Origin of the sequence: Streptomyces flaveolus, from assembly GCF_044765825.1 — a bacterium.
GTDB classification, from domain to species: Bacteria; Actinomycetota; Actinomycetes; order Streptomycetales; family Streptomycetaceae; genus Streptomyces; species Streptomyces flaveolus.
On sequence record NZ_JBIWKU010000007.1, the window covers coordinates 90959 to 108202 of the forward strand.

Below are 17244 nucleotides of genomic sequence, written 5' to 3' on the forward strand. Positions count from 1 at the left end.
CCGGGAAGGAACCGAACGACCCATGCGCCATGTGGTCCTGCACGCCCTGGCCGACGGACTGGCACCCGCCGACGTCTACCGCCGCATCAGCGACTTCCGCCGCTACCCCGAGTACAGCGACACCTTCCGCGAGGTGTCCGTCGAGCCGCCGCTGCCCGACGGGTCCACCCTCTCGGACTGGACCGTCGAGTTCCGGGGCGGCCTGATGCGCTGGCGGGAACGCGACACCTACTCGCCCGAGACGTACTCCCTCGCCTTCGAGCAGCTCAGCGGCGACTTCCAGACCTTCGAGGGGAGCTGGCGCTGCGAGGCGCGGGACGGCGGCACGCTCGTCGTCTTCACCGCCGCCTTCGACCTCGGCATCCCCTCCCTGGCGGAGATCCTCGACCCGGTGGCGGAGTCGACCGTGCGCACCAACATCGCCCACGTGCTGCGGGGCCTGGCGGGCGCGGAGGTGATCGATGAGCGCGCGGCTGCGGCTCGTGGCTGACCGGACGGCGACCACCGGGACGGCGGCCCCGCCCCCGGCCGCCGATCCACTGCACGAGGAACCGGGACCGGGCGCCGCCCGCTGCCTCGGCCTCTACGCCAAACTGGCCGCCGGGGTGACCGTCGTGACCGCCCGCGGCGAGGACGGCCCGCTCGGCATGACCGTCTCCGCCGTCACCTCGCTCTCCGCCCGCCCGCCGCTGCTGCTGGCCTGTCTGCGCGACGGCTCCCGCACCCTCGCCGCCGTCCACGCCCGCCGGGCCTTCGCCGTGCACCTGCTGCGCGAGGAGCAGCAGGAGCTGGCCGGCCGGTTCGCGTCCCCGACGACGACCGCGGCCGAGCGGTTCGCCGGGACCGGCACCCGGCAGGTGCTCGGCGTCCCCGTGCTGGCCGGCGCGCTCGCCTGGTCGGTCTGCCTGACCGAGGACGTGCGCCGCTACGGCGACCACCACCTCGTCGTCGGCCGGGTAGCCGCCGTGCACGTCGGCGGCGGACGGCCGCTGCTGTGGCACGACCGCCGGTTCGGCTCCCTCACCGAGCCGGTGCCGGACGCCGCCGGATGACCGGGTTGCCGGCCGGAACGCCGTACTGGGACCCGGTGGAGCTGCCGCCGTACCCCCAGCTGCACGGCGTGGTCACCGCGGACGTGGCCGTCGTCGGGGCCGGTCTGGCCGGGCTGTCCTGCGCCTACCACCTGGCGGAACGCGCCCCCGGGCTCGACATCGCCGTGGTGGACGCCGAGCAGCCCGTCGCCGGGGCCAGCGGCCGGGGCACCGGCCTGCTCGGTCCCCGGGCCGGCCCCGCCGTCGACCGCGCGGTGCGCCGCTTCGGCCCGGACACCGCCCGCCGGATGCACCGGGCCGGCGAGCGGGCGGTGCGGGACGTCCTCGACCTGTGCGCCCGCCTCGACGTGCCCTGCGGACTGCGCACCGGCGAGCAGCTCATGGCCACGCGCTCCGCAGCCGGCCTGGTGGCACTCGCCCGCCAGGCCCGCGCGTGCCGTGAACTCGGCCTGGACGTCCCCGTCCTCACGGGGGCCGGCATCCGCGACCGCGTCGGCGTGCCCTACCGCGCCGCTCTCCTGCACCGCCCCGCCGCCACCCTCGACCCGGCCGCCCTGACCTGCGCCCTCGCCCGGGCCTGCGCCGACAAGGGCGTACGGTTCTACGGCCGCAGCCCGCTGCTCGCCCTGCGCCCCGGCGACCTGGTCGGCCCCGAACTGGTCCTCCCGCACGGCCGGCTCTACGCCGGTCAGGCGGTGCTGGCCGTCAACTCCGCCGCCGGGGCCCTGGACCTGCCGGTCGGCACGATCCTCCCGCTGGAGGTGTACGCCGTCGCCACCGAGCCGCTGAGCGCCCCGGCGTACGAGGCACTGGGCGGGCAGGCCGGGCACGCCGTCGTCGACGCCGTGCCGATGGCGCCGTACTTCCGGCTGCTCCCGGACCGGGGCCTGGTGGCGGGCGGCGGCACCGCCACGGTCCCGGCCGGGCTCGGTGCCCCCCGGCTCCAGGCCCTGCGGGAGCGCGCCTGGGGCCGGCTGGAGAGGTGGCTGCGGGCCCTGCACCCCGACCTGGCCCGGGTACGGGTCACCCACCGCTGGTCCGGCCGCATCGGCATGACCGGCGACGACCTGCCCGTGGTCGGGCCGGTCCCGGGCCACGAGGACGTCTGGTACATCGGCGGCTGCTGCGGGCACGGCCTCGCCCTGTCCGTGGCGCACGGCGCGCACGTGGCCGCGGCCCTGCTGCGCGAACCGGAGCCCGGCGAACCGCTGCCCTGGCACCGCTCCAGGGCCCCGCGCCTGCCCGTGCGGGGACCCGCCCGGCCCCTGCTGCGCGCGTACGTGGACGTGCTCGGGCACGCCGCGCGTCACGCGTGCTGACGGCCCGCCCGGGACGGTAGCCATGTCCTTGCAACCCACAGAGAGGTCCCCGATGCGCCACCCCCGCTTCGGCACGGACGGCGGTCTGCCGGCGTCCCTGCCCATGGGCACCGCCGACGTCGCCTATCACCTGGCCATGGGCGGCAGACCCCTGCCGGCCGGTTTCCTGTTCGGGTTCCCGGGCCGCGCCCCCACCCTGGACTCGGTGCGCGCCCGGGTCGCCGAACGCGCCCACCGCATCCCGGCGTTGCGCTACCGCATCGACCGGGCGAACCGGACGTTCTCCAGGGTCGAACGGATCGCCGTGGAGCAGCACGTGCACGAGGCATGGCTGCCCGGGGACGACGACGGCTCGGGGGCCGGGCGGCTGATGCTCTCCCGTCCCATGGGCGGGGACGTCCGGCCTCCCTGGGACGTGTGGCTCGTGCACGGCCCCAACGGCGGGCACAGCCTGTGCTACCGCACCGACCACACCTTCCAGGACGGTGTGGGAGCGGCGCACACCGCGCGGGCCCTGCTCGACGACGACCCCGGCGGCGGGCCGCCGGCCCACCGCCGCGGCTGGCCGGCCCTCAGCGGCCTCGCCGGTGCCGTCGGCGACGTGACGGCCTCCTTCCGCCCGGTCCGCAAACCGGGCTTCGACGTCCCGCCCGACGGCCGGACGGACATGTGCCAGGCGGTCGTCCCGGTGGCGCGGCTGCGGGCCGTCGGCCGTGCCCACGGCGCCACGGTGAACGACGTCTTCCTCGCCGCACTCGCCCACGCGGTGGGCACGTGGCACCGCAAGAACACCGGCTCCGGTCATCCGCCGCTGCCGGTCGCCGTCCCGATGTCGGTGCGGGGCCCCGGGGAGGAGTGCGCCCCGGGCAACCGGCTCGTCGTGGCACGCGTCCTGCTGCCCTGCGACGCGCCGTCCCCGCGGCACGCCCTGCACCGCGTCAAGGCCCGCACCGACGCACTGCGCACCGGCCGGCAGCGCGAGGCCCTGCGCCTGATGCTCACGACCGGACCGCGGGCGGTCGGCGCCCGGATCGGGACCCGGATGGTGAACGGCCGGTCCGTCGCCGGACCGGTGAGCAGCGTGAACTTCGGCAGCGCCCTCGTCCACCAGGGCAACACCGCCCGCCGGGCCGTCGTCTACTCCGGGCTCGGCGCCGGCATCCGCTGCCTGACCACGCTGACCAGCCAGCACGACACGGCCTGCCTCGCCGTGATCCACGACGAGGCGCTGTCGACGGCCGACGAGCTCCCGGACCTGTGGCTCGCGGCGCTGCTGGAACTGGAACGGCCATAGCGCCCGAGGGAGGCACGGCGGGGCCCCGGGCGTATGTGCTCGGGGCCCCGCCGTGCCGTCCGGTCAGCGGGGCCCGCCCAGCGTCCCGGTCGTCAGGAACACGCACCTCGCCGCGGCCTCGCCGAGCAGCGGCAGATACGGCGCCAGCCGCTGGATCACGTACGGCAGGGTGAACAGGTCGGCCACCCGCGCGTCCCAGCCGTGCTCCGCCCACCAGCCCTCCGGGTCGGCGAGCTGCCAGTGCCAGGAGATGCCGGTGGCCGACAGCGCCTGAAGGAACGGCGCCACGAACGACGAGGAGACGGACCCGGCGTTCACGCACTCCGCGCCGAAGGTGCTGCCGGGTGCGGAGAGCTCCGTCATCGTGCCGACGATGGACTCCACCGTGCGCGGAGGCAGGTGGTAGAGGTGTGTCTCGCACAGCCACGCGGTGGGCCGGCGCGGATCCAGGCCCGCGGCGAGCAGGTCCTCGCCCCAGGGACCGGCCGGGTCGGCACCGACGGTGCTGCGGCGCCCGCAGGACGCGGGGGCGTCGTCCAGCACGTGCTCCTTGAAGGCCAGCAGCGCCGGGTCCTCGACCTCGAAGACGTGCACCCCCGTGGGCCAGTCGAGCCGGAAGGCGCGGGTGTCGAGACCGGCTCCGAGCAATACCACCTGGCGGCAGCCCGCACGGGCCGCGGCCACCAGGTGCTCGTCGTAGAAGCGGGTGCGCACCACCGCCCAGTCGGGCAGCAGCCGCTGGAGCGGGCCGTCGCCCGGGGGGCCTCCGGTGAAGCCGGCCGCTCGCAGGAAGCCGGCGGCCCAGGGGTCGCGGACGCAGGGCGCGGTCCGGCCGTACTCCGCGGCGTGCGCGGACGCCGTCCAGAGGGCGACGCGGGAGAGTCCGTCCGGCGGCAGGAGGGCGCCCGGTGCGGGCGGGGGCGTGGGCCGTGCGGTGTCCGGCATGGCAAACCTCCGTGTCAGTGGTGTCGGTCCGTCGGCGCGCGGGGCCCGGTCAGGGGGAGCGGCGACGGCTGAGCAGGACCGCGAGCGCGCCCAGTGCCAGCAGTCCGCCGGAGGGGCGGGTGGGCCGCTGGCCGCCCATCGCGGCGGGGGTCCGCGGCTCGTGGATGTTCAGCGCGAACTGCCGGTTGGCGAAGTCGGACAGCACTCCGCGGACCTGCTCGGGGCTGGTGACGGCGGCCAGCAGCAGTTCCATGGAGTTGCGGGCGAACTGGTTGCGGCCGAGGAACTCGCGGCCCAGCGAGAGGAGGATCTTCGGCACCTCGCCCTGGAACACCTCCGGCAGCGTGATCTCGGGAGCCAGACAGCGCACCGAGCCGTCCAGGTTCGCGAACGACTTGCCCAGCAGCGAGACGGCCGGCGGCGAACCGATGCCCCGCTTGGTCGCCTTGGCCAGCACGGTGGTGAGCGAGACGCCGAAGTTCATGTCCTCCAGCGACAGATGGGAGACCTTGGGCACGAAGGCCGCCATGTCGGCGGCGAACGCCGGCATGTTGGCCCACGGAGTCATCCGGCCCATCTCCGCCCAGTGCTGCGCGAGCCCGGCGCCGTCGTTCTGCGCCAACGTCATGAACAGCGGCAGGAGTTGCAGACTGGTGCGCCGGTCCAGGCGGCCGACCATGCCCCAGTCGATCACCGTCGCGGGCCCGCCGGGCGCGGCGAAGACATTGCCCGCGTGCGGGTCCGCGTGGAAGAAGCGGTGCACGAAGTACCCGTGGTACATGAAGCGCAGCAGGTCCTTGCCGATCTCGGTGCGCTCGTCGTCCGTGAAGTGGCTCCGGTCGATGTGCCGCACCGACGTCCCGCCGGCCAGCGACTGGACGAGGACCCGGGGACTGGAGTGCAGCACCCGGGGCACCTCCAGCGAGCGGAACGGCCGGATGTGTTCGCGGGCCTCGTCCATGTTGCGGGCCTCGCCGTTGAAGTCCAGCTCCGGCTCCATCGCGTCGAAGACGGAGCCGAGCATCGCCTCGATGTCGATGACCTCGTTGAAGCGGGGCGCGACGCGGGCCACGATCCTCGCCGCCCGGCGCATCAGGGCCATGTCCGCGAGGACGCCCTCGCGGATGCCGGGCCGCTGGATCTTCACCACGGCCGGACGTCCGCCGGGCAGTGTCACCCGGTACACCTGCGCGAGGGACGCCGCCCCGAGCGGGGCGACGGTCTCGACGTCGTCGAAGCGCAGCTTCCAGTCGGGGCCGAGGTCCCGCGCCAGCACCGGCTCGAACACCGAGAAGGGCTGCACGTCCACCTGGTCGTGCAGGTTCTGCAGCTCGTCCCGGATCGACTGCGGGACCATGTCCGGCCGGGTGGAGAGGATCTGGCCGAGCTTCACGTAGAAGGGGCCGAGGCTCTCCAGCGCCTGCCGCACCGCCTTGGCGCGGCGCTGCTCGGACCCGGCCGGGACGCCGGCACCCGGCCCGGCGGAGGCGGGGGCACCCTCCGCCGGGGACCACGCGTCGCGTCGCGCACGTCTCCGCAGCCGCGTCGCCTGCCCCACCTCGTCGGCGACGAGGCTGCCCAGGACCTTGACCACGAGACGCAGCCGGTCGCCGACGACAGACGTCATCGTGTGTGATCCTCCTCAGATCGGGAGCCGGGTACGGCACGGCGGTGCGCGCTCCGCGGAGCGGAGCCGGCCGGGCGGGACGGCGGCACGGCCGGTTCAGCTCGGCGACGAGGACGGTCCGCCCGGGGCATGGCCGCCGCCCTGCTGCCCGGTCAGGCCCTGCAACGCCGCGAGCCCCTGCTGTCCGGCCTGGGCCGGCAGGTTGGTCAGGTTCTGCAGGCCCTGGAGCGCCTCGATGAGCTTGGGCAGCACCTGGAGGAGCTGGGTGAGCTGGGAGGGGAGCGACATCAGGTCGCCGACCCCGCCGGCGGCGTGTCCGAGACCTCCGGCCGGCTGACCGAGGCCGCCCAGGGCTCCGGCCGCGCCGCCGACCGCGGCGAGCGGGTTGGCCGCACCGCCCAGCGCCGCCAGCGGGTTGCCGGCTCCGCTGAGCGCGGCGAGCGGATTGGCCGCTCCGACGACGGCCGCGAGCGGGTTGGCCCCTCCCGCGGCGCCGGTGAGCGCGGCCAGGGGGTTCTGCGCCGCGTGGGCGATGTTCCCCAGCTGGCTCGCGGCTCCCTGGGTGAGGCCCGCGAACGGGTTGCCCGTGCCGCCGCCGCCGGCCAGCGCGGCCAGCGGGTTGGCGCCGCCCGCGAGGACCGCCAGCGGGTTCGCGGCGCCCGCGAGCGCGGTGGCCGGGTTGACCGCGCCGGCCAGCGCGCCCAGCGCGTTGGCGGGCAGTCCCGCGAGGGTGTCGACCGGGTTGCCGGAGCAGGACGACCCGGGCTTGTCCGGCCGGTTGAGAATGTCGTCGAACGCCTCCTTCCCGCTGTCGGCCATATTTCCGACCAGGTCCTTGAAGATATCCTGAATGTTCTTGTTGTTGGACATGACTGGGGTTCCTTTCCGTTTCTCTGGGATGACCGGAAAGCTGCTTCCGGTGTTATCGGGCGCAGCCTTCCAAGGCTTTTGCGCAGGCATTCTTCAGCCGTGCGCGGCCCCTGGTGAAGGCGGCCTCGGCCGCTTTGACGGAGATGTTGTGCATGCGGGCGAATTCCGCAGTGGAAATCCCCTTGGCGCGGGCCAGTATGACTTCTTGCTCCCGTCCGCGCAGATGTTGTACCTGGCCCAGCAGCCATCTGCCGAAGTCCTCGTCGCAGACGTCCTCCTCGGTGGTGCCGGAGGCGTCCAGGGGCGCCGCACGCTGCAGGAGTCTGCTGCGGCGCTCCGTTTCACGGTAGAAATCGATGCAGAGGCGAAGCGCCACGGACGTCAGGAAGGCACCGAGCCGATTCCTGTCCAACGTTGCGTGGGCGGCTGCGCGGGCCATCGTTTCCTGAACGCAGTCCTCGGCGTCCTGAAAACTTGGCAGTCTTCGCCGAACCAACCGCATGAGGCGGTCCTGATGTTGGAAGATGTCTTCCCAGGAGCATTCAGCGGGCGATTGAAAGGTGGAATGTCGCACCATTTGGATTGCAGCCCGTTGTCTCTCGGATCGAGCAGGGAGAACCTCGGTCGACTTTCCATTTGCCGACCGTGTGGTTTTCCTACCCGAGGCATTGGAGCGGCAAACCGGAATGTGTGCCTCCGCCGGTCGGAAGGGATGATTCTTCGCCGTCATTTCCGCGGCGCCGGCCGCCGGGCCCAGTCGCGGTTCCAGTTGACCCACATGTCCCGCACGGTCTGGTGCACTTGGGAGCCCCCGGCGCGCAGTTCGGTGGTGTACGCCTGGACGGCCTCCTTCCCCACCATCCGCGCACCGCCGGTGAAGTAGGACCCCCGGACGTGCCGCGGTGAGCGGAACCTGCCCCACAGCAGGATCTTCATCAGCGGCCACAGGGTGAACACGCCGGAGGGGCAGCGGTCCTCGGGGTCCAGCGTGCCCCACACCGCCGGGCACAGCCCGCTCTCGCGCAGCAGCTCGTAGATGCGGGCGATCGTCCGGTCCTTCGTCCACTCGCCTGCCCGGTAGGCGAGTACGGCGTCCCTCGACTGGTCGAAGAGCCGCTCCACCCAGGGGTTGTCGACCCCCTGGAGACCCCGGTACGGCGGCAGCTCCAACGCGTCGAAGCACGCGGGATCGTGGGTCCTCTCGAACGCCACGGCGGCCTGGTTCTGGGCGTTGGTGCCGTACAGCGTGGTGATGGTCCACACCCGGTTCCAGGCGTTCCACAGGTCGAAGTCGTCGAACGCGATGTAGCTGCACGACACCAGGTCGTCGTAGAACCGGAACATGCGCTTGGTCCAGTGGTCCAGGTACGCGAACCGGGCGGTGTCGAAGTCGTCCTGGCGCACGGCTTCGATGAGCCGGTGGCCGAGGGCGTTGAGCGCCATCACGGTGACCGCGAGGCCGCTGGAGAAGAGCGGGTCGATGAAGTCGCTGGCGTGCGGCAGCAGGCACCACCGGTCGCCGACCACCTGCTGCGAGGCGAACTGGGTGCGGTCGGTGGACACGTACGGCCGCACCGCCCGCGCCTTCTCGAACTGCCGCGCCACACTGGGGAACCGGCGCACGTGCTGCCAGAACTCGTCCTCCGCCGAGACGTCGTCGGGGCGGGGATGGTGGTCGAGGTCGAGATTGACGCCGACGCTGCACAGTTCGCTGGTGCTCGTCGACCGGTTGTCGAACGGGATGACCCAGAGCCACCCGCCCCGGAACATGTGGTGCAGCGTTCCCTGGCTGAACGGGCTGGGCATGCCGTGCTGTTCACGCGGCGGCGCCACGGTGTCGAAGGGCCGTACGTCCACCATGTGCGTGAAGATGGTGCGCGACCGTGTGCGGTACGGCGGATCCTGCCGCAGCCCGAGCCGCTCGGGCAGCACGGCGCGCATCCCGCCGGCGTCGACGACGTACGACGTCCGGAAGGTGCCGCGCTCCCGGGTGACCAGGGTCGCGCCGTCCTCCTCGAACTTCACGTCGTCGACGAGGGTGTGGGTGTACGCGGTGACGCCGTAGGACACGGCGACGTGGAACATGTACGCGTCCACGTCCTGCCGGAAGTAGTGCGAGTCCGGGCCGAGGGGCGGCCCCCAGGTGGGGTACTGCGTGCACTCGTCGGGCCGGGTCGGCTCGCCCTCCCGGTGGTAGACGAAGCTGAAGTTGCGCTTGACCCCGCAGTTCGACGACACGTGCCGGCGCAGCGCCCCGTTGGTCGCCAGGTGCTCGATCTCCGGTACGCCGTAGCGGCGGGCCAGCACCCGCAGGCCGAACGTGGTCTCGGGAACGGTGGACTCTCCGATGGCGAAGCGGGGGTGTCCGCTGCCCTCCAGCAGCAGCACGCGCACGCCGTGACGTGCGAGCACGGCCCCCAGCATGGTCCCGCCGATGCCGCCACCGACGATGGCGACATCGAAAACACGCTGGTCCTCTTGCATGTCTGAGGTTCCTTTCGCGACGGGAAGAGCGAGTTGCCGTGCTGCCCGGTCACCGGTGGGCGACCGGGGAACCCGGCAGTACCCGGCGCAGCCCGCAGGCGGCCACGCGGGCGCAGAAGGAGACGGCGAACCAGGGAGTGGGCGCCAGCTCGGACAACCGGCGCCGGTCGCCCGGCACGAGGCGCTCGCCGCGCCCGGTGACGTCGAGCCACGCACCGAAGTGCAGCAGCCGCGTCTCGGGCCCGGCGTCGCGCGCGGGGAACGGCCGCATGTGCTCGCGCACCGCCCGGGTCAGGGCCTCGCGCCGTCCCGCACCCACCCGGTGACCGGCCAGGAAGCGGTCGAGCAACTCGGCGCCGCGGCCAGGGAATCCGCCGCGCCTCAGCGGCCCGCGCTCCACCAGCCCGGCGTCGTGGAACGCCGCCGCGGCCAGCAGCCCGACCCGGTCGCAGGCCGTCCCCCGGGTCCGCGCACAGGCGTCGGCCAGCAGGAACGTCCGCAGCGAGTGCACGGCGACGTGCGGGGGCAGCCGGCACATCTCCGTCAGGGCGGCACCCACGAGGGGATGGCCGAGCAGCTCCGCCAGGGCGGGCCGGCCGAGCAGGGGCTGCCATGCCCCGGGCAGCGCGTCCGGCGGAACGGAGGACCGACCGGCCCCGCCGTCACCGGGCTCGGGCGTTTCGCCCCCTGCGGTCATGACCCACTCCCCCTCGCGGTAAGCCGTACGGCTGTGTCCGTCTCATCTGTCCTTACGCTCGGGGCCCCACCGGACCCCCAAGCGCAACAACCCGTCCCTGACCGCGCGTTGGCGCGTGTGCGGCGGCGCGCGGCCCGGAACGCGCGCTCCGAGCGCGCATGTCCGGCTGTCTTTCGGGGGGACATCGGCCGAACGCGTACGGGCATGCTGAATTCCGTGATCGCCGTGCTCAATGTTCATGAACGCTCGCTGCCCGCCCCGCCCGAAAGGGTGGGCGCCCTGATCGACTCACTGGGCAGCGAGAACGACCTCCTCTGGCCGCCCGGCTGGCCGCCCGTGCGCTTCGAAGGACCGCTCGCGGTCGGCGTCCCCGGCGGCCACGGGCCGGTGCGCTATGTGGTGAGCCACTATGTGCCCGGCTGCTGGGTGCGGTTCCGGTTCACCGGTCCGCGGGGGTTCGAGGGCTTCCACGAGTTCAGCGTCGAACGCCTGGACGCGGGGCGGAGCGTGCTGCGCAACACGCTCGTGGTGCGTCCCCGCGGGGTGCGCTGGGTGGCCTGGGCGCTGATCGTCCGGCCGCTGCACGACGCGGCGTTCCGGCACAGTCTGGACTGCGCCGAGCGGGCCCTGACCGGGCGGGTCGCCGATCCCGTCACGTGCGGCCGGTACGTGCGCCTGCTGCGCCGCGCCGCCGCGCGAGTGGCCGTCTGAACTATTCGAATGAACGAACCCTATTTACTCGATGGAAGGAATTCTTTACCCCGATCGAGGGATCGTTGCGGAATTACGTGGACGCGAGACTGGGAAGTCAGAGCGACCCCAGCGGTATTCCCAACGACAGGGAGAGCGTCGTGAGTTTCCCGAACCCCCGTATTCCCGGCGTCAATTCGGACGACGTCGTCACGGACCTCACCGAGGCCCCGCACCGTGCGGCCGCCGTCGCGCGGGCCGGCTCCGCCCAGGTCATCGCCACCGTCGACGTACCGGCGGGCGAGGACGACTGGAACACTCCGGCGACCGAGGAGCATCCGCGCCCCGTGGTGCTGGTGCACGGCACCTTCGGCAACCGCGGCTACACCTGGTCCTCGGCCGCCCCCCTGCTGCGGCAGCACGGCCACCGCGTCTTCCGGCTCGACTACGGCCAGCACGGCAACCCGGTGATCTTCGGCCTCGGCGACATCAAGCACTCCGCGCGCCAGCTCGCGGACTTCGTAGACGAGGTGCTGCGGCGCACGGGCGCGCAGCAGGTCGACATCGTCGGCTTCTCACAGGGCGGCATGATGCCGCGCTACTACCTGAACGCCCTGGGCGGCGGGCCCAAGGTGCACAACTTCGTCGGCATCGCGCCCAGCAACCACGGGGTCACCGCCCAGGGCCTGATGAACCTCGCCCGCCAGATCCCCGGTGCGGTGGAACTCGTCGAACAGGGCGGCGTCGGCGAGGTCGTGCCGGCCTGGCCGCAGCTCCAGCACGACCACCCCTTCCAGCGCGAGCTGGCCGAACTGGGCGAGACGACCGAGGGCGTCCGGCACACCGTGATCGCCACCCGCTACGACGACGTGGTCACCCCGTACACCTCGTGCGCCCTCGAACCGGCCGAGGGCCGCCACGTGAACAACATCGTCCTCCAGGACATCGACCCGGACGACCGCACGCCGCACGTGAGCATGCCCTACAACCCGACCGTGCTGAACGAGGTCCTCAGGGCGCTCGCGTCCTGAGCGCGGCTGCCGTCCAGGATCACCCGCGCGACCATCGCCGGGTCGTCGTTCATCGGGACGTGACCGCAGCCGCGCAGCCGCACCAGCCGGGCCCGCGGAACGGCGTGCTTGGCGCGTATGCCCTGCCGGGGCAGGAGCAGCCGGTCCCGGTCGCCCCACGCCACGGTCACGGGGATGCCGGGGACGTCGTCGGTGAACCGGACGGTCCGGCCGGCCCGGAGTGTCTCGGCGAACCCCTCGGCGTGAGCGAGTGCCAGCGTCTCGGCGACCACGGCCTCGGGGGAGCGGCGGCCGGGACGGGCGTAGATCGTGCTGGTCAGAGCGGTGCGTCCGGCGGCCGTGCGGGACAGACGCTCGACCAGGGGGAGGGGCAGGCTCCGGGCGGTCCGGCGCATCCCCGCCAGCACGGTGAAGGCGTAGCGCCGCTCGGCCTGCGACCAGAATCCGGCCGGGGACAGGGCCGTCACCGACCGCGCCAGATTCTCCCGCCCGAGCTCCAGGGCCAGCAGACCGCCCAGGGAGTTGCCCGCCACGTGCGGCCGGTCCAGCCCCAGGGCGGCGCAGAAGGCGGCGAGTACCGCGTTCGTCGTCGGCAGGTCGTGCGGCAGCCCGTGCGGCAGTGCGGGCGACTGCCCGAAGCCCGGCAGATCCACGGCCGTCACCTCACGCTCCGTCGCGAGGATGTCGACCACCGGGTCCCAGGCCTGCCGGTGGTGACCGATGCCGTGCAGCAGGAGCAGCGGCTCGCCGGCGCCCACGCGCGCGTAGGCGAGGGTGATGTCCTGCGGACCGTGCTCGGTGGGGGCCGTGAAGGAGAGCGTTGCGGACATGGGGCTCCTTGTCGGGAACACGTGGTGCCGGAACGCGCGAGCGGTGCCGGCGTTGCGTAGACAGACTGTCAGCAATAGCTACCGACGGGTAGCCCCCGGTCGCCGCCGTTCCCCGACGGGCCCCGTGGCGTCGTCGGTTCCACCTGGACACGACCGGACGCGTCCGCTGGGATGGGCTGATGACCACCGACGCCTCGACCGACGTCTTCGAAGAGCACCGCCCCGTCCTCCTGGGTGTCGCCTACCGCATGCTGGGCCGCCTCGCCGACGCGGAGGACGTGGTCCAGGAGGCCTGGCTGCGCTGGTCCCGGGCCGACCGGACCGACGTCCGCGAGCCGCGCGGCTACCTGGTGCGCGTCACCACCCGCCTCGCCGTCGACCGGCTGCGCCGGATCACGTCGCGGGGCGAGACGTACGTCGGCCCCTGGCTGCCCGAGCCCTACGTCACCGACTTCGGCGACGTGGTGCCGGACACCGCCGAGCGGGCCGTGCTCGCCGACTCCGTCTCGCTGGCCGTCCTCGTCGTCCTGGAGTCGCTGTCACCGCTGGAACGGGCGGTGTTCGTGCTGCGCGAGGCGTTCGGCTACCCGTACGCCGAGATCGCCGCCGTGCTGGAGCGCGAGGAGTCCGCCGTGCGCCAGCTCGCCGCGCGGGCCCGCAAGCACGTCGACGAACGCCGGCCCCGCTACGACGTCGACCCCGCGCAGCGCCGCGACCTCACCGAGCGGTTCCTCGCCGCGGCGGCCGAGGGCGACCTCGAAGGGCTCATGGCCATGCTCGCCCCCGGCGTTCGGCTGGTCGGCGACAGCGGCGGCAAGTCGAAGGCACCGCTGCGCGTGCTGGAGACCGCGGACAAGGTGGGGCGCTTCCTCGTCGGCGCCGCCCGCAAGAACGCCCCGGACACCACCGTGCGCTTCCTGGAGGTCAACGGCGGCCCGGCCGCGCTGGTGCTGGCGGCGGGCAAGCCCGACTTCGTCCTCCAGCTGGACATCGCCGACGGGCGCGTGCAGTCGGTGTACGTCGTCCGCAACCCCGACAAGCTGCGGTCCCTGCCCACCGACTGACGGCCGTCGCCACCGGCCGCCACGGCAGAAGCCCCCGTCCGTGCGACGGGGGCTTCGCCGTCGTGTCACGTGCGCGTCCCCGTACGAACACCCCGTGAACACCGTCCCGCTCCGCGCCCCTGCCGGGCGCAAGGGATCGAGGATTGGTCTTGACCAAGGGGGTGGGCCGTCCTATCGTCGCAGAGAACTTCAACAACCTTTAATAAACAAGGGCGCCAAAACGCCGCCGGACCACGGCGATTGCGGAGGACAGGGTGGGGACCACGCAGTTGGAATCGGTACCGGAGCCGAAGTACTGGCACCTCAGGACCATGCTCAGCGAGGCCCTGGACTCGGAGTTCTCGGTGGGCGAGGTCCTGCCCAACGAGCGCGACCTCGCCGCACGCTTCGGCGTCGCCCGCGCGACGCTCCGCCAGGCCCTGGAACAGCTCGAACTGGAGGGCAGGCTCCAGCGCCGCCGCGGCGTCGGCACCACCGTCGCGCCGCCGCGCGTGGGCGTGGCCGTCGGCCCCCGGCAGCACGCCTGGCCCGGCACCGCCGACGACGCCTGGCAGCCGGCCGACTGCGTCGCCGCGGCACCCCCCGCGGCCGTCGCCGACGCCCTGGGGACCGGCCGCGACGAGCCCGTGCACACCGTCCGCCGCTCCCGCGTGAGCCACGGCCGGCCCGTCGCGGCGGAGCTGCTGTACATCCCCTCGGCGTCGGTGCCCGACCTCACCGCCATCGACGCCCCCTCCGGTGCCGCACGCGCGCGTGCCGTGCTGCGTGAGCTGCAGCGGCTGGAGCTGGAGCGCCGGGAGAACGCCGTCGAGCTGGGCTCGGCCGGCGCCGAGGACGCCAAGGAGCTCGACCGCCTCCCCGGGGCGCCGGTCCTGGTCGTCACCACCCGCTACCTCGCCGGCGGCCGCACCGCGGCGCTCTCCGTCGCCACCTACCGCGCGGACACCTGCCGGCTGACCTTCGGCGACTCGGGCGACATGGAGATCCACCACGGCCCCGAGACCCGGGCCTCCTGACCCGCGGCCCGCGACGCGGCGGGCCCTGCCATGAGCGGTGCCCGCGCGAAGGGCCGGCCGCGGGTCGGGCAGCACCACCGGGCCGTGCACCGGGCCGGGGCCGGGTCTCCGGCCCGCCCCCCCACCGGGCCGCGCCCAGCCCCGGTTGTTCCGCATCGGGCCGGCGCCCGGCTCCGGGTGTCCGTACCGGGTCCGCGCCGAGCTCCGGCTGTCGCGCACCGGGCCCCGCCGGCCTCCGACTCGTCCCGCGCCGGGACACGCCGTCGCTCCGTACGGCGGTCGCCCGGCGACCGCCGGATCCGGAGACGGAGGGGTCACCCGGGCCACCGGGCCGCAGTACCGGCGGACGGAAGCGGCCCGCCGGAGCGACATGGGCGGCCCCGCGGCGAGCGGTTCAGCGGCGGGCCGTCGCGCCCTCCACCGCGAACAGCTGCTCCTCCACATGGTCGAGGGCCAGCCGCAGCGCGCCGGTCGCCACGGCGGCCTCGCCGAGCAGCGACAGGGTCACCCGCGGCGGCCGCAGGCAGTAGCGGGCCAGCTCCCGCCGCAGCGGCTCCAGTACGCCGTCCAGCCCGGCCGCCCAGCCGCCGATGACGACCAGCTCCGGATCCAGGGCCAGCACCAGCGCCGCCACGTCGTGCACCAGCCGCTGGAGGAAACGCTCGACGGCCGCGCGGGCCCGCTGGTCGCCGTCCCGCGCCTCGGCGAAGACCTTGGCGACCGCCTGCTCGTCCAGCGGATGCAGCGGCTGGTCGGTGGTGGACAGCAGCGTCTCCGGCGTCACGTCCCGGCCCAGCAGGTGCAGCGCGCCGATCTCGCCCGCCGCCCCGCCGTACCCCCGGTGCAGCCGCCCGCCGATCAGCGCGCCGGCCCCGGGACTCAGCCCGGCCAGCACGAACACCACGTCGTCGGACTCGGTGGCGGCACCCTTCCAGTGCTCGGCGACGGCCGCCGCGTTCGCGTCGTTCTCCACCAGCACCGGGCACTTGAAGGAACGGCGCAGCCGCTCGCCCAGCCGCAGCCCCGTCCACTCCGGCAGCGCGGTGCCCAGCCGCACCGTGCCGTCCGCCTCGACGATCCCGGGCGTGGCCGCCCCCACGGCCCGCAGGGAACCGCGCGCGACACCGGCCCGGCGCAGCAGCTCGGCGACCGCGGTGCGAAGCCGCTCCAGCCGCTCGTCGGCCGGGGCGGTCTCCTCGACGTCCTTCGCCTGGGCGCCGATCACCCGTCCGTCCAGATCGGCGAGGAGCGCGGCGACCCGGTGCGGCCCGATCTCGAGCCCCAGCAGATGCCCCGCCTCCGCCCGGAACCGGAACCGCCGCGCGGGCCGCCCCTGCCGCCGGGCCATGCCGTCGTCGGCGGCCGTCTCGACGACCAGACCGGCCTCGATGAGCCCTTCGACGACGCCCTCGACGGTCGGCCGGGACAACCCCGTCACCCGGGTGATCTCGGTCAGCGTCGCGCAGTCCGTGGCACGCAGCGCGTGCAGCACCACCGCGGAGTTGATCCTCCGCAACAGCGACGGATCCCCGCCGGTCAGCCCGCCCAACGTCCGTCCTCCCAGCTCGTGCGCGTGTTGGCCGGATCGTACTCGGCCCGCTCCCCGCGGGCGAGCGCCGGTCCGCCCGTCCCCGGCCCGCAGGCGCGCCTCAACCCGGGGCCACGAACCCGGACTCGTACGCCGTGATCACCGCCTGCGTGCGGTCCCGCGCCCCCAGCTTCGCCAGCACCGCGCTCACATGCGACTTGACCGTCTCCGTACCGACGACCAGCCGGGCGGCGATCTCCGCGTTCGACAGCCCGCGCGCCATCAGCCGCAGCACCTCGCCCTCCCGCTCGGTCAGCCGCGCACGCTCCAGCTCCGCGCGGGCCGCGCGGTTCCCGCCGTTGTCGCCGTACTCGGCGGCCAGTTGCCGCACCGAGGCGGGGAACAGCAGGGAATCGCCCTCGGCGATCAGCCGTACCGCGTGCACGATCTCGGCCGGCCGGGCCCGCTTCAGCAGGAACCCGTCGGCGCCCGCGCGCAGCGCCTCGTACACGTACTCGTCGTTCTCGAAGGTCGTCACCACGAGGATCTTCGGGGGCTCGGGCACCGTCCGCAGCAGCGCGCGCGTCGCCTCGATGCCGTCCAGCAGCGGCATGCGGACGTCCATGGCGACCACGTCCGGCCGCAGCTGCCGCACCAGCGGAACGACCGCCGCCCCGTCGGCCGCCTCCCCGGCCACCTCGATGTCGGGCTGCGCCTCCAACACGGCACGCAGACCCGCGCGTACGAGGGGCTCGTCGTCGACGAGGAGAACTCTGACCGGCATCCGCCCAGCGTAG

Annotated in this window: 17 protein-coding genes; 8 read left to right on the forward strand and 9 right to left on the reverse strand. The window is 73.8% G+C overall.

Annotation, left to right across the window (positions count from 1 at the left end):
• Window positions 1-22: 22 nt before the first annotated feature.
• Genes ACIRG6_RS22040 through ACIRG6_RS22055 form a run of 4 tightly spaced genes read left to right on the forward strand, consistent with a single transcriptional unit; the run spans window position 23 to window position 3665 of the window.
• The gene (locus tag ACIRG6_RS22040; RefSeq protein WP_351136853.1) at window positions 23-490 is read left to right on the forward strand and encodes an aromatase/cyclase; all 468 of its coding nucleotides are present in this window, start codon (window positions 23-25) and stop codon (window positions 488-490) included.
• Complete coding sequence (locus ACIRG6_RS22045) at window positions 462-1052, forward strand: flavin reductase family protein (protein WP_365023326.1); 591 nt, start codon at window positions 462-464, stop codon at window positions 1050-1052. The genes ACIRG6_RS22040 and ACIRG6_RS22045 overlap by 29 nt, the downstream gene beginning before the upstream one ends.
• Complete coding sequence (locus ACIRG6_RS22050; protein ID WP_364682140.1) at window positions 1049-2371, forward strand: NAD(P)/FAD-dependent oxidoreductase; 1323 nt, start codon at window positions 1049-1051, stop codon at window positions 2369-2371. Before ACIRG6_RS22045 ends, ACIRG6_RS22050 begins: the two co-directional genes overlap by 4 nt.
• A 52-nt stretch (window positions 2372-2423) precedes the next feature.
• The gene (locus ACIRG6_RS22055) at window positions 2424-3665 is read left to right on the forward strand and encodes a wax ester/triacylglycerol synthase domain-containing protein (RefSeq protein WP_364682142.1); all 1242 of its coding nucleotides are present in this window, start codon (window positions 2424-2426) and stop codon (window positions 3663-3665) included.
• 63 nt (window positions 3666-3728) lie between these two features.
• On the opposite strand, the gene ACIRG6_RS22060 is transcribed toward ACIRG6_RS22055, so the two are convergent.
• From ACIRG6_RS22060 to ACIRG6_RS22085, 6 genes are all read right to left on the reverse strand, one after another.
• On the reverse strand, window positions 3729-4610 hold the full coding sequence (locus ACIRG6_RS22060) for an SAM-dependent methyltransferase (protein WP_364682144.1): 882 nt from the start codon (window positions 4608-4610) through the stop codon (window positions 3729-3731).
• 49 nt (window positions 4611-4659) lie between these two features.
• Complete coding sequence (locus ACIRG6_RS22065; protein WP_364819160.1) at window positions 4660-6237, reverse strand: ABC1 kinase family protein; 1578 nt, start codon at window positions 6235-6237, stop codon at window positions 4660-4662.
• Between the two features lie 96 nt (window positions 6238-6333).
• Complete coding sequence (locus ACIRG6_RS22070) at window positions 6334-7107, reverse strand: hypothetical protein (protein WP_364819158.1); 774 nt, start codon at window positions 7105-7107, stop codon at window positions 6334-6336.
• Between the two features lie 52 nt (window positions 7108-7159).
• Window positions 7160-7684: an RNA polymerase sigma factor gene (locus ACIRG6_RS22075; RefSeq protein ID WP_350718274.1), complete on the reverse strand. Its 525-nt coding sequence runs from the start codon at window positions 7682-7684 to the stop codon at window positions 7160-7162.
• Between the two features lie 149 nt (window positions 7685-7833).
• Entirely contained in the window at window positions 7834-9591 is a 1758-nt protein-coding gene (locus ACIRG6_RS22080; RefSeq protein ID WP_403324170.1) for an NAD(P)/FAD-dependent oxidoreductase, read from the reverse strand.
• A 49-nt stretch (window positions 9592-9640) separates the two neighbouring features.
• Window positions 9641-10288: an HD domain-containing protein gene (locus ACIRG6_RS22085; protein ID WP_364819156.1), complete on the reverse strand. Its 648-nt coding sequence runs from the start codon at window positions 10286-10288 to the stop codon at window positions 9641-9643.
• A gap of 219 nt (window positions 10289-10507) precedes the next feature.
• Here ACIRG6_RS22085 and ACIRG6_RS22090 point away from each other — a divergent pair, with 219 nt between their 5' ends.
• The gene (locus ACIRG6_RS22090; protein ID WP_403324440.1) at window positions 10508-10999 is read left to right on the forward strand and encodes an SRPBCC family protein; all 492 of its coding nucleotides are present in this window, start codon (window positions 10508-10510) and stop codon (window positions 10997-10999) included.
• A 140-nt stretch (window positions 11000-11139) separates the two neighbouring features.
• The gene (locus tag ACIRG6_RS22095; RefSeq protein ID WP_364682158.1) at window positions 11140-12009 is read left to right on the forward strand and encodes an esterase/lipase family protein; all 870 of its coding nucleotides are present in this window, start codon (window positions 11140-11142) and stop codon (window positions 12007-12009) included.
• On the opposite strand, the gene ACIRG6_RS22100 is transcribed toward ACIRG6_RS22095, so the two are convergent.
• Window positions 11961-12839: an alpha/beta fold hydrolase gene (locus ACIRG6_RS22100; protein ID WP_364682160.1), complete on the reverse strand. Its 879-nt coding sequence runs from the start codon at window positions 12837-12839 to the stop codon at window positions 11961-11963. The genes ACIRG6_RS22095 and ACIRG6_RS22100 overlap by 49 nt on opposite strands.
• Before the next feature lie 179 nt (window positions 12840-13018).
• Here ACIRG6_RS22100 and sigJ point away from each other — a divergent pair, with 179 nt between their 5' ends.
• On the forward strand, window positions 13019-13903 hold the full coding sequence (gene sigJ / locus ACIRG6_RS22105; protein WP_364682162.1) for an RNA polymerase sigma factor SigJ: 885 nt from the start codon (window positions 13019-13021) through the stop codon (window positions 13901-13903).
• Window positions 13904-14157: 254 nt separating this feature from the next.
• On the forward strand, window positions 14158-14919 hold the full coding sequence (locus ACIRG6_RS22110; protein ID WP_239770255.1) for a GntR family transcriptional regulator: 762 nt from the start codon (window positions 14158-14160) through the stop codon (window positions 14917-14919).
• Window positions 14920-15313: 394 nt separating this feature from the next.
• On the opposite strand, the gene ACIRG6_RS22115 is transcribed toward ACIRG6_RS22110, so the two are convergent.
• Together ACIRG6_RS22115 and ACIRG6_RS22120 are read right to left on the reverse strand one after the other, a co-directional pair.
• Window positions 15314-16468 (reverse strand): ROK family transcriptional regulator, encoded by a 1155-nt coding sequence (locus tag ACIRG6_RS22115; RefSeq protein ID WP_239770256.1) that lies wholly within the window; start codon window positions 16466-16468, stop codon window positions 15314-15316.
• A gap of 100 nt (window positions 16469-16568) precedes the next feature.
• Window positions 16569-17231, reverse strand: coding sequence for a response regulator transcription factor (locus ACIRG6_RS22120; RefSeq protein WP_364682166.1), 663 nt, complete (start codon window positions 17229-17231; stop codon window positions 16569-16571).
• Window positions 17232-17244 lie beyond the last annotated feature (13 nt).